The 12,423-nt window shown below is 58.8% G+C and carries 15 protein-coding genes and 3 pseudogenes; 6 read left to right on the forward strand and 12 right to left on the reverse strand.

Annotation, left to right across the window (positions count from 1 at the left end):
• Positions 1–26: 26 nt before the first annotated feature.
• Positions 27–679 (forward strand): annotated as a pseudogene (locus tag I3J13_RS25815) (IS110 family RNA-guided transposase); the annotation flags it as partial.
• A gap of 173 nt (positions 680–852) precedes the next feature.
• Here I3J13_RS25815 and I3J13_RS20435 read toward each other — a convergent pair.
• Complete coding sequence (locus I3J13_RS20435) at positions 853–1,527, reverse strand: transposase (protein ID WP_236001054.1); 675 nt, start codon at positions 1,525–1,527, stop codon at positions 853–855.
• Between the two features lie 104 nt (positions 1,528–1,631).
• Here I3J13_RS20435 and I3J13_RS20440 point away from each other — a divergent pair, with 104 nt between their 5' ends.
• A complete protein-coding gene (locus I3J13_RS20440; RefSeq protein WP_196380021.1) occupies positions 1,632–2,552 on the forward strand; it encodes an ornithine cyclodeaminase family protein in 921 nt (306 codons plus the stop codon).
• A gap of 90 nt (positions 2,553–2,642) precedes the next feature.
• On the opposite strand, the gene I3J13_RS20445 is transcribed toward I3J13_RS20440, so the two are convergent.
• Positions 2,643–3,533 carry a LysR substrate-binding domain-containing protein gene (locus I3J13_RS20445; RefSeq protein ID WP_196380022.1) on the reverse strand — a complete coding sequence of 297 codons (891 nt, stop codon included), beginning with the start codon at positions 3,531–3,533 and terminating at the stop codon, positions 2,643–2,645.
• Between the two features lie 96 nt (positions 3,534–3,629).
• Here I3J13_RS20445 and I3J13_RS20450 point away from each other — a divergent pair, with 96 nt between their 5' ends.
• Together I3J13_RS20450 and I3J13_RS20455 are read left to right on the forward strand one after the other, a co-directional pair.
• Positions 3,630–4,037, forward strand: coding sequence for a tautomerase family protein (locus I3J13_RS20450; protein WP_196380023.1), 408 nt, complete (start codon positions 3,630–3,632; stop codon positions 4,035–4,037).
• A gap of 120 nt (positions 4,038–4,157) precedes the next feature.
• A complete protein-coding gene (locus I3J13_RS20455; protein WP_196380024.1) occupies positions 4,158–4,772 on the forward strand; it encodes a LysE family translocator in 615 nt (204 codons plus the stop codon).
• A 328-nt stretch (positions 4,773–5,100) separates the two neighbouring features.
• Here the strand turns inward: I3J13_RS20455 and I3J13_RS20460 are convergent, their stop codons facing one another.
• The 7 genes and pseudogenes from I3J13_RS20460 to I3J13_RS20490 all read right to left on the reverse strand — a co-directional run bounded on the left by I3J13_RS20460 (position 5,101) and on the right by I3J13_RS20490 (position 8,258).
• Positions 5,101–5,370, reverse strand: a complete 270-nt coding sequence (locus I3J13_RS20460) for a type II toxin-antitoxin system prevent-host-death family antitoxin (protein ID WP_196380025.1) — start codon at positions 5,368–5,370, stop codon at positions 5,101–5,103.
• Between the two features lie 85 nt (positions 5,371–5,455).
• The gene (locus I3J13_RS20465; protein WP_196380026.1) at positions 5,456–5,641 is read right to left on the reverse strand and encodes a hypothetical protein; all 186 of its coding nucleotides are present in this window, start codon (positions 5,639–5,641) and stop codon (positions 5,456–5,458) included.
• 342 nt (positions 5,642–5,983) lie between these two features.
• The gene (locus I3J13_RS20470) at positions 5,984–6,307 is read right to left on the reverse strand and encodes a DUF736 domain-containing protein (RefSeq protein ID WP_080855056.1); all 324 of its coding nucleotides are present in this window, start codon (positions 6,305–6,307) and stop codon (positions 5,984–5,986) included.
• A gap of 619 nt (positions 6,308–6,926) precedes the next feature.
• Positions 6,927–7,323, reverse strand: a pseudogene (locus I3J13_RS20475) (type II toxin-antitoxin system VapC family toxin).
• Entirely contained in the window at positions 7,320–7,586 is a 267-nt protein-coding gene (locus tag I3J13_RS20480) for a type II toxin-antitoxin system Phd/YefM family antitoxin (RefSeq protein ID WP_196380028.1), read from the reverse strand. Before I3J13_RS20480 ends, I3J13_RS20475 begins: the two are co-directional and overlap by 4 nt.
• A 117-nt stretch (positions 7,587–7,703) precedes the next feature.
• Positions 7,704–7,996: pseudogene (locus I3J13_RS20485) on the reverse strand (type II toxin-antitoxin system RelE/ParE family toxin).
• Positions 7,986–8,258 (reverse strand): type II toxin-antitoxin system ParD family antitoxin, encoded by a 273-nt coding sequence (locus I3J13_RS20490; RefSeq protein ID WP_196380029.1) that lies wholly within the window; start codon positions 8,256–8,258, stop codon positions 7,986–7,988. The pseudogene I3J13_RS20485 and the gene I3J13_RS20490 overlap by 11 nt, the downstream one beginning before the upstream one ends.
• A gap of 221 nt (positions 8,259–8,479) precedes the next feature.
• Here I3J13_RS20490 and I3J13_RS20495 point away from each other — a divergent pair, with 221 nt between their 5' ends.
• Positions 8,480–8,740 (forward strand): AbrB/MazE/SpoVT family DNA-binding domain-containing protein, encoded by a 261-nt coding sequence (locus tag I3J13_RS20495; RefSeq protein WP_031233812.1) that lies wholly within the window; start codon positions 8,480–8,482, stop codon positions 8,738–8,740.
• Positions 8,737–9,144: a PIN domain-containing protein gene (locus I3J13_RS20500; protein WP_196380030.1), complete on the forward strand. Its 408-nt coding sequence runs from the start codon at positions 8,737–8,739 to the stop codon at positions 9,142–9,144. Before I3J13_RS20495 ends, I3J13_RS20500 begins: the two co-directional genes overlap by 4 nt.
• Before the next feature lie 5 nt (positions 9,145–9,149).
• On the opposite strand, the gene I3J13_RS20505 is transcribed toward I3J13_RS20500, so the two are convergent.
• The 3 genes from I3J13_RS20505 to I3J13_RS20515 form a co-directional block, all read right to left on the reverse strand.
• On the reverse strand, positions 9,150–9,848 hold the full coding sequence (locus tag I3J13_RS20505) for a hypothetical protein (RefSeq protein WP_196380031.1): 699 nt from the start codon (positions 9,846–9,848) through the stop codon (positions 9,150–9,152).
• Positions 9,849–10,056: 208 nt separating this feature from the next.
• The gene (locus I3J13_RS20510; protein ID WP_196380032.1) at positions 10,057–10,986 is read right to left on the reverse strand and encodes a DUF2493 domain-containing protein; all 930 of its coding nucleotides are present in this window, start codon (positions 10,984–10,986) and stop codon (positions 10,057–10,059) included.
• 384 nt (positions 10,987–11,370) lie between these two features.
• Positions 11,371–12,423 (reverse strand): DUF7146 domain-containing protein, encoded by a 1,053-nt coding sequence (locus I3J13_RS20515; protein ID WP_196380033.1) that lies wholly within the window; start codon positions 12,421–12,423, stop codon positions 11,371–11,373.

Genomic DNA, 12,423 nt, shown 5'->3' on the forward strand with positions numbered 1-12,423 from the left:
ACGCCACAAAGAAGAAGGACCGCTCCATGGAAAAGATTACCACAGTCGGGCTGGATTTGGCCAAAACCGTTTTTCAGGTTCACGGCATTGCTTCGGATGGAAGTGTGATTGTGCGTCGCGCGCTCCGCCGGTCTCAGGTGCTGGACTTCTTTCGCACAAGCCTGTGGCAGCGCGCATTATTGGGCTCGGGGAAATTCAGGCTCTGGGGCATAGGGTTCGGTTGATGCCGCCTGCCTATGTGAAGCCTACCTCAAACGCAACAAAACTGACGCGGCAGACGCCGAAGCTATTTGCGAGGCAGTCACCAGGTCGACCATGCGCTACGTGCCGGCAAAAACACCGGACGAGCAGGCTGCCGGAATGGTGCTCAAAGCACGAGATCTGCCCATCCGTCAGCGCACTCAGGCAATCAACGCCTTGAGAGCTCATCTTGCCGAACTGGGCATTGTCAGAGCGACCAGTCTGGTCGGAATCATGCCTTGCCGCCATAGTGCGCGACGACAGTGACCTGAGACTGCCGGTTGAAGCGCGAATGGCTTTGGAAGAGCTCGTCGAGCAAATCGAGACGGTGACGGCACGCATTGAAAGGCTCGATCGAAAGATCCTTGAGGCGGTGAGAAAAGACGACAGCGCTCGGCGCCTGACAGCGATACCCGGCGTGGGGCCGATCATCGCAGCGAAAACGAGTGGGGCTCCGTCGCAGAAATCCTGCAGACCGTCCAAAAACTCTCTGGATGAATGATGGTCTGCGCTGTTCAGTGCCGGAACTCTGTTGGCATCGAGATTTTTCTGATTTCGATGTTCAACGAGTCCGATAAGGCACTGTTGAACACTTTGGCATCCATATTTGGTTCAGAAGGTGCGGTGACGATCGCGCTTGCCTTTGATAGCCGCAATCTTCTCCGCAAGTTTGCCACCGCCGGCACCACAGCCATTGCCGTTACCCAGCTTCTCTTCGTCGGCGTCGCTTTCATCGAGCCGCTTCATGTAGTCGGCCAACTTCTCATCCGCCTCGCTGATGAACTTGGTCAGCGCGCCGCGTGTAAAGTTGCTATCCTTGTTGTTGACCGCCTTGATGCGCGTGCCATCGACTGCCAGAAGCTCTTTCCCAAACAGATCGAGCTGGCGGCACAGGATGACGAACTCCCGGAACACCTGCCGAAATGCAGACCGGTTGATCTTCCAGAATGCCGCTATAGTGCGAAAATCCGGCTTCAGGTGGCGCAGAAGCCAAATCACCTCGATGTTGCGATGGCACTCCGCCTCCAGCCGGCGGCTCGATCGCACGCAGTTGACGTAACCATAGACGTACAACTTAAGGAGATCGGCAGGATCAAAGCCCGGACGACCAGTCTCCTTTGCCGCCACTCTCACAAAGCGAGCGGCTTCGAGATCGAGGCCGTCAACGAAAGCCTCGATGAAGCGAACCGGATTGTCCGGGCCAACATAATCCTCAACCGCTTCCGGCAGAAGCAGCATCTGGGAACGGTCAATTCCTGATAAATGTGCCATACCAAATTCTACCATGAAGCCACCAGAGGGGGGAATCTTGCTAAAGTAATTCTATTCGAGACTATTGACCTCAAGGCCGCTTGAGGTTGCAAACTATTCGACGAATTGGAGCTTTTGCCGTGACAATAATCTTGAAAGACGAGGACCTGGTAGGTAGCTCTGTCATGAAAGTTGCAATCGATGCCGTGGAAGGGGCCTTTCTCGCTCGCGCTCATGGTAAGGCAGTGTCGCCGCCAAGACATCACGTATCGTTTCCGGGAATTGGGGATCTGGTCTTTACGGTAGGTGGTATTCTTGGAGAGAGGCCACTCGCAGGCTTTCGGGTTTACGAGACATTCGATGGGTCCGAACACTCCCAGATCGTTGCCGTCTGGTCTGCAGACGACGCCAGGCTGAAAAGGATCATCCTCGGGGAGCGGCTGGGTGCTATCAGGACCGGTGCGATCGGAGGATTGGCCATTCGGCATCTCAGTTCACCCGAGGCTAATATCGTTGGCGTGTTGGGTAGTGGACTCCAAGCGCGCACCCAACTCGCAGCTGCCGCTGCAGTTCGCGAAATCACAGTCGCTCGGGTTTATAGCCGTAATGAGATAAATCGCGCCGTCTTCGCCCGGGAAATGCAGCTTGAGCTTGGTATAGATATAAGACCTGCAGAGAGCGTCAGAGAGGCCGTAAGTGATGCCGATATAGTCATCTGCGCCACATCCAGTAACCAACCGGTGGTCACCGCTTCCGATTTGAGATTTGGCGCTCATATCAATACCATCGGCCCGAAGACCCTAAAGGCATACGAGCTTGGACTTGATATTGCCGATGCGGCGAAGATCATAGCAACCGATTCTTCCGAACAGACACGTTCCTACGCATCGCCCTTCTTCCTCACCGGTTCAGGCAACGAGCAACGCGTGGTGGAACTCTCTGATATAATCGCGGGAACAGCGCTCGGACGGACGTCGGCGGCAGAGACCACCTTGTTCTGCTCGGCTGGCTTGGCAGGAACAGAGGTTGTCGTAGCCTCAGCAATCTTTGACAGCTTGTGAACCTGCCCCACTCCAAATAGATGCCCCGGGGAGCTAGTTTTGGGACGGTCTGCCTGACATTTGTGCCTCGCAAAAGTCGGATCATGTCGCTCAAGGCGCGGGTGCCGGAAAATCCGCGATTGCCTCTTTTAGCCATTCGACAAAATGCTCTATCTTTCGCCGCCCGGGCCGCTCAACTTTCACGACATACCGATAGTCGCTATGCAAGAACCCGTAGGGCGCGACCAGCCGACCGGATACGACGTCTCCCGCAACCAGATGCCACGGCGCTATTGCTGCGCCGAGCCCGCCCAGCGCCGCCTCGATGGTCAGGTGATAGTGGTCGAAAATCCTCGTTGCAAGGGCTGCGTCCTGCTCATCCTGGTTCGCGAGGCGCGACCATTCGTGCCAGACATGGGGGCGTGTTCGCGTTTCCAGTCGAGGGAGCGTGGCCGTGCCGGCCCGAACGCAATGCAACTCTCCCGTCGCAGCCGACGGCGCGACAACGAGCCCTAGTTGCTCTTGAAACAGGAGCGAGCAGTTATCCGGAATCGAGGCGCCCGGCGGCAAAACCGCAATCTGTACGTCGATCAGCGTGCGCGGTAGCCTATCGTCCGTCGCGAGCCGTACATCATAACGCGGATATTTGGCGGTAAAGTCATGAAGCCGCGGAATTAGCCAACGCATGGCGAAAGTGCTGAGGCACGCGACATCCAGCGTGCTGTCGTCGCCCTTCGCGACAATACGAATCGCGTCCTCAATCTGATCGAACGCAGCGGTTAGGGCGAAGCCGAACACACGGCCTTCCATTGTGAGCCTAGGGCGATTTCGAGGGCCTTCGAAAAGCGGCACACTGATGAATGCCTCAAGATGGCTGACGTGGCGACTGATCGCTCCATGTGTCACCGCGAGTTCCTCCGCAGCGGCCGTGAGCCGACCATGGCGCGCGGCGGCTTCAAACGCGCGCAACGCTGCAACTGGCAAGTTTTTACGATTTTTCATGTGATCTAAATTCACATTAAGTCGGCCAAGATGTCAATATTTTCCTCAGCTCCATTGTGATTAGTGGTGCAATCGTCAAATCATTGAGGTTGAACCATGCCATTTGTCAGAACCGCTCTTCCCCAAGGAACCGAACCGCATCGCAAGCGCAGTATCGTCCAGGGTATTCACGACGCTTTGGTCGAAGGGATCGGAATGCCGAAGGACGAACTGTTCAACCTTGTGACTGAATACAGGGACGGCGAGTTCTTCTATGACCGGAGCTTCAACGGCATCGCCCGTTCCGAAAATCTGATCGTCGTGGAAATCACGATGCGCAGGGGCAGAAGCGACGCCATGAAGCGTGCGCTCTATGCAGCCATTACCCGAAACCTCGAAGCGACGGCGGCGGTGTCTCCCAAGGATGTTTTCATTTTCATGCACGAGAATGATTATTCGGACTGGAGCGTCGGAAACGGTGTGTTCGCGATGGCGATCACCCAACAGCGCGGGACCGATTGCTAGGGGTGTGCCCACCCTTCAGCCAGCGTCGCGGGAATACTGATTTTCGCTCCATCCCCTTCCGCATCGGAGAAAACCGCGTATCCTGAAAGCCCGTAAATAATCATAACTTTCGGGGGTTCCATGGATATTTCGACCTTACTTGCCTTCGCGGCGGCATTCTCCGTGTTCGCCGCCAGTCCCGGCCCTGACAATATGACGATCGTCGCTCGCACGATCTCACACGGCGCGGCCTCTGGCATTGCCTACGGGGCCGGAACCGTCGTCGGCATTCTGCTTTTCCTGACGCTTTCCGCGTTCGGCCTCTCGGTCATTGCCGCCGAAATGGGGATCGTCATGACGATCCTGCGCTATGCCGGTGCGGCCTATCTGATCTGGATGGGCATCAAACTTTGGACGGTCGCACCTGTCGTGCCGGACCTGCAACCTGCTTCGCAGCGGCGCGGCCTGCCTGCGATCTTCGCAACCGGCGTCGCGCTTAACTTGGGCAACCCGAAGATGCCTCTTTTCTACATCGCCCTCCTACCGAATGTGGTCGGCGCTTCGCTGACGCTCGGTCATGTCGCGGTGCTGGCGACCGTGATCCTAGCGGTCGAGGTCGTGGTGATCGGCGGTCATGTCATCCTCGCCGGCCGTGCGCGCAAGCTGCTCCGGACACCATCTGTCGTGCGCCGCGTGAACCGGACAGCCGGGGGTGTCATGGTCGGCGCTGGCGTGGTCGTCGTCGCATCGAGGTAGGCCACCAAGCTGTCGCAAATATCAGTCGCGAAACTTTGACTTTCGCACCCGACTTTTGCGACAGATTTTCTCCTGCAAAATCAGCATTGTCGATTTCGTCGCGAATGTTAGGAGATTGGCCAGACCTCACTGCCGCTTGTGTTGGTTTTCTGTTCCATTTCTACTCGGCCCAGGTTTGTCCTTAGCGTGTATAATTTCAGGAATGTCCCACGTGAGCTTTTTAGGATGTTCTTTTTTCGTTCGTAAGGTTGGCCTTTTTCGCAGCTTCGAGCCGACAAAGCCAGATAGGCATAGCGGATGACGGTAGCGGTCTGGATATCGACAAAGCTCATAACCGGCCCTTCTCGTCCTCCTGCACATAGGATTCGACAGCTCCCTGAAACTCGTCGAAAAGGCTGTCGGGCATCGTCTCGATCGTGCCGACGGCACGGGCATCCGACTGACGCATCAACCGCTCGTAGTCGTCAATGCTGAGAAGGACGAGGCGTGGCTTATTGCGCTGGGTGATCGTGACGGGATGGCGCAGCGCCTCGGCGATAATGTCGCCAGACTTGCGGGAAAGGTCACTGGTCGAATAGGAACCAACGGAACGAGGCATAACGATCTCCTGTCATTGTTGAGATTGCTGTAAAATACAGCATTAACAGCATTTGTGCACTTGCCAGAGCAAGGAAATGCCGCCCTTAAAAGGGCGGCTCGCTGCTGATACGGCCTTCCTGCTCCGCCCACCAGACGGCCTCCTCGGCCCAGAGCGCCTCGCGCTCGGTCAGTGCCTTCGCCAACTCCCTCTCAATCCAGCGGCGCTCGTTACGATAGACGGCATTTCGCAGCTCGGCGCGCAATTCCTCGATGTGCTGATCGATCGACATTGGTCATCTCCTTGATGTTTGTGAAAGACGCCGCCCGCGGCCATGGCGGGCCGGAGGCGTCAAGGAGCGCGGAACGCGACCGCCGGAGGCGGCGAGTGGGGGAGCCGATTTTCTGACGCAGTCCCGCAGGGGCTGCGGCTGAAAATTGGGGGGACCGCTCGTCCTTGAGGCATTTGAGTCGCCATGGCACCCTTGGACGAACTGAGCAGACAAAGTTTGGTCTCGTTTGGCACCGGAGGAGCGGAAGGGGGCTCGATGCCCGCTTTCGCTCCCATGACAAAGCGGATCGGTCAGCGCCAAAATGCCGAAGCCGGCCCCGATCGCTCGGGGCCGGCTGCCTGCTCAGTTCGGGTTGTTCCAGAGGATCACCTTCTTCGCCGGATCGCCACCGGGGGCCTGTGCGAGATTACCGAAGATCACACCGATTTCGGGCGCCTCCAGCTTTACCGAAAGGTATTCCTCGCCGGTCTGGCGGGCGATGCGGTTCCAGCCCGCGCCGATCTCGAAGCCAGTCCGGCGGTGGATGACGCGGAAATCGGGCGCTTCCTCGCTTGCCTTCTGGGCATTCGGGACAATGGCGATCGGTGCGTTGACCCGGATGGTGGCGAAAACGCCTTCGAGGCTGCCGTCGGTCTTCTGCGTCAGGGTTGCGATCGTGGTGGCCATGGTATTGTCTCCTTCGGTTGCTCGGGACCATTCCCGATGGCGCACGAAGAGACGGCCGGCGGCTGCGGTCAGCTCGCCTGAAAATTTTGCAAAATTGTATTTTCCGCCAAGCCAAAAAACCTAAATAGAATTTTGCAAAAATTTCGGGCGAGTCTTACCCCTTCAGGGGTTGGCCGCAAAAGCGGGCGGTCGTCTATACGAGCGACATACAACGGGAATGGTTCGGAGCAATCGAAGGGCAAGAGAACCATCGTGGCTGCCCGGTCCCGGGCGCTGTGCAAAGCAGCCGTAGTTCCATCAGGCGCTTCGCCAGCATCCAGGGCAACACGACCTCATGGCGACCGCTTCCGGCTCAAAAGGCATGCGGTGACGTTCCCGTCTCGCCTTTCCTTCGCAGACGGGACGATCGGTACAGCGACCGTTCTGTCCATTGCCGACCCTGCGGCAACGTCTGGTGGCGTTGCGCCCGCCCGATATTCGATCCGCGATCTTTGCTGGTTTGCCCGGTTATCGCCTGGACACCGGAAGGTGGAGACCCTCTGGCAAACGGTCTGCCGGCAGGCCAGCAGTGTCGAGCGAACTGGGGCGGCTTCGTCGACGGAGCCAGGCCCATCGGTGATCACAAGGTGACAGGATCCGAGCAAGTCACGAACGGAATGCCGTAGAGCGGGACATTCTGATCCTGCGAAACGAAATGCGCCTCCTCTGTCACGGCCTGGGCCATGAGGAGATGATCGAAGGGATCGCGGTGATGAAGCGGGAGAGCAGCAAGAGCGACAAGATGCGCGTCTGTGATATCCAGCCGATCGAAACCCTGATTCGGCAAGATCGCAAGAATCTCTTCTATATCGGCATCGAGCTTGCCGATCCGCAGCTTCACGGTGATTTCCCAAAGAAACGACACTGACGAGGACATCGTTCTCAGGATCGCCGATAAGGCGACGTGCATGGCTTCCCAGCTTCTCATCGTCGTTCAGCCACCACAACAAGGCATGCGTATCGAGAAGTAGCCTCACGCTTCGTCTTCCATCGAGGCCACAACGTCCGCCGGCAGGGTGTCGAAGTCTTCGGCAACCTTGATCTTCCCGCGCAACGCGCCGGGCTTGCGAACAACAATGTCCTTTGACGGCGGTCCGATTTCCGCGACGACCTTATGATGGGAGGTGAGGACAAACCGCTGACCATCCTCGACCTGTTTCAGGAAGGACGTCAGGTTGCCGCGAAACTCGCGCACACCGACACGACGGGGGGAAGAAGTCTGTTGTCGGGATTGTGGCATGACGAGGCTCCGTTTGAGTGGGAAATGTGTACACAAATTGCCGAAAATGCAAGGCCCACTTTGTCTTCATCTCATAGGTTCGACAATTGATGTTAGCCGAAATCTCTCCGCGTCAGCCTATCCTTCAAAGAAGGCGACAGCATAGTCCGATGCACCACGCAAGACATGGACAATGACCACTTGTTCGGCGTCTACCCGATAAAAAATAAGATAGTTCCCATGCACCTGGCGGCGAATGCCGTAGCCTTCATATTGGGGCACCAGCGGAAACGCCAAGGGATTGTATGCCAATGCTTCGCACTTGCCGCGCAGTTCCTGTACGAAGAGAGCGCCCGGCGCGGACTATCGTTGGCGATGTAATGCACGATGGGTTCTAGATCGCTTCCCCCGCCGGAAAATTCAACGATCATGTGGGCCGTTCATCTGTGCAGCCATCGCACGATATTTGGCCTCCAGGCGGTCAAACACTCCATCGGCCGGCTTTGTGCGACCAGCGTCAGCATCGGCCAGCCCGCGCATAATCGACGCATCGAGTGCGGCCAGCTTTGTTTCCCTGCCCTGCACAAGCCGCACGCCTTCGCATAGCACTTCGCTCCTGGAGCCATAACGGCCCGTATCGACAAGCTGCTGGATATAGCTTTCGAGCTGTTTACCCAAATCGGTACTGATCATGTCAAAACCTCTGTCAAATGCGTTTGCAAAGGATGTTCGATTTATCAACTATTATCAATGCTCAGCACCTTTCACGTCACACGCGGTGCCCAACGTGATAGTTGGAATTTGACATGCCCTGTACGTCACAAAACCCGCATGTCGATCTTGAGCCTGTATTGCTTGAAATCAGGGCAGAAACGGCGTATATACATCCCAGTATATACAAGGAGGAGCGAAGCATGCCCCATATCGCCCGCGTATTTCAGTCCGGTAACTCTCAGGCGGTTCGCCTGCCGAAAGAATTTCGTTTCGATGTCGATCGTGTGGACATAACGCAGGAGGGCGATGCACTCATTCTGCGCCCGCACGTTGAGCGTGGTGACGCGTGGTCGTCCCTGAAAGCAGCGATGGCGCGCGGCGTGAGCGACGATTTCATGGAAGGTGGGCGCGAGCAGCCAAAACCACAGGACCGGCCGGAGCTTGATACGGTGTTTCCGTGATTTCGCATCTTCTCGACACGAATGCGGTCATTGCTCTGGTTGGCCGTCGATCGGACATGTTGGTCAATCGGGTGTTTCAGAGCGCCGAAGGAACGATCGGCCTGCCATCGATCGTCGCACATGAACTGTATTTTGGAGCCCAGAAGAGCGCAAAGGTCCAACACAACCTGGAAACATTGCGCCTGTTATTTGCTGATTTTCCGATCCTCGACTTCGATCAACGCGACGCTTTTGTCGCGGGGGAAATCCGGGCGGCTCTCGCCGCAAAGGGAACGCCTATCGGCCCCTACGACGTCCTGATAGCAGGTCAGGCCAAGGCCCGGGGCCTGATGCTCGTCACCAACAATCTCGGTGAGTTCAACCGCGTGGACGGATTGCGCGTTGAAAACTGGTCAATTGAATGAAGCTGTCAGCGGAGAGATTTTAACCAGTGCCCTATCCGGTGTGCTCTGTTCGCAAAATCCGGTTTGATGCCCTCGGCGAAGAGCAGAAACATTGCGTCGATCACAGCAAGCAAAACCGCGATAGCGCTCAGAATAGCAATCATCCATCCGAAAGCGATAGTGATCGCAAAAGCAGGCTGTCCGAGTGCGGGTCCCCATAGATCGGCATTGCCGACAATCAAGCCGAAGGCGAGAAGGATCAGCACGGAAGGCGTTGCCCACACCGCGAGAAGCAGGACCTCGATAAATCGGAGCGACGGCGAAACAGCGCTATGCTTTATCCGCCATGGAAAACGGAAGCGTATTGATGAGGCCGGATCACTGAACCTCATTTCAAGATATCGGTGCTTCAGCCCGGGCAGTTCCGATATGAACGTCCCGATCAACGCCGTAGCTATGCTCGCACCACGGTTATAGCGTCCGTCCGGCGAGGTCCTCAGTGCTATCACTGAGCGGACAATACTAGCCAGGACAAGAATCCACGCGCCGACCGTTGCTGCGGTCTCCAGCCACAATGGGTTTTCCTGCGGCCTCAAAACGAGCGCGAAATAAGCGAATCCAAGAGCACCAAGCACGACGGCCGTGCGGAATGGAAACATGACGAATATCTCTGCTCGACGAAGAGAGGAGCGTCGTTGTTCAAACGATGAAACAGAGTTCGGCATAGCACCCTCGTCAGTCGCACGATATCCTGGTCGAACTATAGCATCCGACCGTGCGACATCAACCATACCCGGCCAGTGCCTTCAGGGTCAACGTTGGCTCCCCTTGCGCGCGACAGGCCGAGACCACTGGCCACATGATGACTTGGGAGTATTTCAGAGGCCGCTGCGGTTGAACCGAACGGCCGCTGAAGGGCGTTTACAGATTGTCTCAGCCGAAGCGCCAGACCGGGATGCCGAACTGGCGGGCCTTGTCGGCAAGATTACCGGTAATCCCGGAGCCGGGAAAGACGATGACACCCGCCGGCATGATCGAAAGCATCGCATCGTTGCGGCGGAACGGAGCCGCTTTGGCGTGTTTCGTCCAGTCAGGCTTGAAGGCGATCTGCGTCACCTTGCGGGCCTCGGCCCAGCAAGCGGCGATGCGTTCGGCTCCCTTCGGTGAGCCGCCATGCAGCAGGACCAGATCAGGATACTTGGCATGGGCCTTGTCGAGGGCGGTCCAGATTTGCTCATGGTCGTTATAGTCCATCCCGCCGCCGAAGGCGATCTTGGTGCCGGCCGGGATCAGCACCTCGGTCTCGGCTCGCCTGCGGGCCGACAGGAAGTCACGGCTGTCGATCATCGCCGCGGTCATGTTGGCATGGCTGACCTTGGAGCCGGTGCGCGGGCGCCAGGCCGATCCTGTCTGCGCCTCGAACAGGTCGGCCGCAAAGTCGCGCATGAACTCGAAGGCGTTGCGGCGTTCGAGGAGCGTGATGCCTTCGGCGATATGGCGCTCCAGCTCGACACTCTTGACCTCCGAGCCATCCTGCTCGCGCTGGCCGGTGCGCTGGGCATCCTCATTGCGCTGAAGCTCGCGCTGAATGCGTTCGCCCGCACGGTGGAAAAGGTTGGGAACCGACCAGAGCAGGTCTTCAAGATCGGGCTCCAGCCGCGTATCGCCAAGCATCTCGAACAGGGCGTCGAAGATCGCGGTCAGCGCCGACTGGACAATCGGCTCCTCGGGCAGAGGTCGTGGATCCGGCTCGTCCTGGAAGGGGCGATGGCCGTAAAGCTGCATCTCGTAGATGAAGCGGTCGGTCGGGGAAGAGGTGTGGTGTGGCTCGAAGCCGTCGTCGTTGGGAAGCATGAGGTTCATGATGGTCTCCGTCGGTTGGGGCCGCGCCTCTCGCGGCCTGACGGCGATCCCTGTCCATGCGGAGGCGGGCCAGAACCGCTGCGCTGCGCGCTGCGGCCACGCAAAGCAGTGGGGCCCGCCGGGGAGGTTTTTTGCCCCGCGAGGAGCACCGGCTCCGTATCGGCCCGAAAAGTGGGAACCGGTTTTCGGAGCAGCCGATGCGCGAGGAGAGCCGGTGCGGGGAAAAAACTTTTCCGGCGGCGGCTGGCGGCCCGCCCGCCGCATGGTAAGGGTCGCCTCCCGGCAGGCCCGCGGGCGCGCGCCCATCCGGGCGGCGACCGGCAAGCACCGGCCTTCCCAACCACGCCGCCGCAACCCCTTCCCCGTCTCCCCATCACGGCCCCGTCACGCAGACAGGAGGACCTGAGCATCTTCCGGGGCGAGCTGCGCCCGCAGATTGGCGATCAACCGGTCCGGTCCGAGTTGGCGCAGATCCTCGTTGAAGTCGCCGAGTTGCGGGGTGAGCACAAGCGGCAGGATGCCGAGCGCCTGCGTCCGGCGGCTCAATCCCTCGATGCCGTGCCGGCCGGCGGCATCCGCGTCCGCCGCAATGTAGAGGCGCTCGCACTCGTCCGGTGGCCGGAAGGCGGCAAGGTGAGTGGCGGTCAGCGCTGATGCCATCGGCATGGTAGGCATCACATGCGACAGCGACAGGATGCTTTCGAGCCCCTCGCCAGCGATCATGACCGGGACGGGGCAATCGACGGAGAAACGGAAGCGTACGGCATTGCCGAGCAAGCCTCCAAGAGCACGCCGCGGCGTGTCCACCTGCGCCTTACCGATGCTGCCCGGATCGAGCCCACAGCGATCGAGATACGTGCGGTGTACGCCGGTGATTGTTCCGAAGGGATCGGTCACCGCTGCGATCAGCGCCGGAAAGCTGCTCGTCCTGCCCGTGACAAGATCGCGATAGTAGCAGGAGGGGTGAAACCGGAGCGCGGGATGCAAAGCCGCCCGTAGAATGCCCCGCTGGCGCAGATAGCTGTCTGCCAGCGTACGGGCAAGCGGCTGCGTCATCCGAAACAGGCGCTGCGCGCGTTCGTTTGCCGGCCTGCCCACCGGCGGACCTGGGCGGGGGGGGGGGCCGGGGGGCGACGCGGGGCCGGATTGGGGTTCGTTCAGAAAACGCCGCGCCTCATCGGCCACGTCGCGGAAATCTACCAGCCCGCAGGTTTCCCGCATGAGATCGAGCAAATCGCCGAACTGAGCCGTCGCCGCATCCGCCCACCTTCCCATGCGAGGACCGGAGAGGTGGACATAGAGCGACTTACCCTTGTTGTTGGCGACATCGCCAACGATCCAGTAGTTGCCGGCCCTGCGGCCGGCGGGGAGATAATGACGGCAGAACGCCTCGGCATTGCGCGCGAGACGATCCGCCAGTTCAGACGCGGACGACAT

The sequence above is a fragment of the Agrobacterium leguminum genome (assembly GCF_015704895.1).
Taxonomy (GTDB): Bacteria; Pseudomonadota; Alphaproteobacteria; order Rhizobiales; family Rhizobiaceae; genus Agrobacterium; species Agrobacterium leguminum.

Excerpts from the sequence above, each read along its gene's own strand:
- I3J13_RS20495 (WP_031233812.1), top strand. The coding sequence starts at position 8,480 with ATGCCCCATATCGCCCGCGTATTTCAGTCCGGTAACTCTCAGGCGGTT.
- I3J13_RS20515 (WP_196380033.1), bottom strand. The coding sequence starts at position 12,423 with ATGTCGTCCGCGTCTGAACTGGCGGATCGTCTCGCGCGCAATGCCGAG.
- I3J13_RS20505 (WP_196380031.1), bottom strand. The coding sequence starts at position 9,848 with ATGCCGAACTCTGTTTCATCGTTTGAACAACGACGCTCCTCTCTTCGT.
- I3J13_RS20510 (WP_196380032.1), bottom strand. The coding sequence starts at position 10,986 with ATGAACCTCATGCTTCCCAACGACGACGGCTTCGAGCCACACCACACC.
- I3J13_RS20480 (WP_196380028.1), bottom strand. The coding sequence starts at position 7,586 with ATGCCACAATCCCGACAACAGACTTCTTCCCCCCGTCGTGTCGGTGTG.
- I3J13_RS20455 (WP_196380024.1), top strand. The coding sequence starts at position 4,158 with ATGGATATTTCGACCTTACTTGCCTTCGCGGCGGCATTCTCCGTGTTC.
- I3J13_RS20465 (WP_196380026.1), bottom strand. The coding sequence starts at position 5,641 with ATGTCGATCGATCAGCACATCGAGGAATTGCGCGCCGAGCTGCGAAAT.
- I3J13_RS20450 (WP_196380023.1), top strand. The coding sequence starts at position 3,630 with ATGCCATTTGTCAGAACCGCTCTTCCCCAAGGAACCGAACCGCATCGC.
- I3J13_RS20470 (WP_080855056.1), bottom strand. The coding sequence starts at position 6,307 with ATGGCCACCACGATCGCAACCCTGACGCAGAAGACCGACGGCAGCCTC.
- I3J13_RS20460 (WP_196380025.1), bottom strand. The coding sequence starts at position 5,370 with ATGCCTCGTTCCGTTGGTTCCTATTCGACCAGTGACCTTTCCCGCAAG.
- I3J13_RS20435 (WP_236001054.1), bottom strand. The coding sequence starts at position 1,527 with ATGGTAGAATTTGGTATGGCACATTTATCAGGAATTGACCGTTCCCAG.
- I3J13_RS20490 (WP_196380029.1), bottom strand. The coding sequence starts at position 8,258 with ATGATCAGTACCGATTTGGGTAAACAGCTCGAAAGCTATATCCAGCAG.
- I3J13_RS20445 (WP_196380022.1), bottom strand. The coding sequence starts at position 3,533 with ATGAAAAATCGTAAAAACTTGCCAGTTGCAGCGTTGCGCGCGTTTGAA.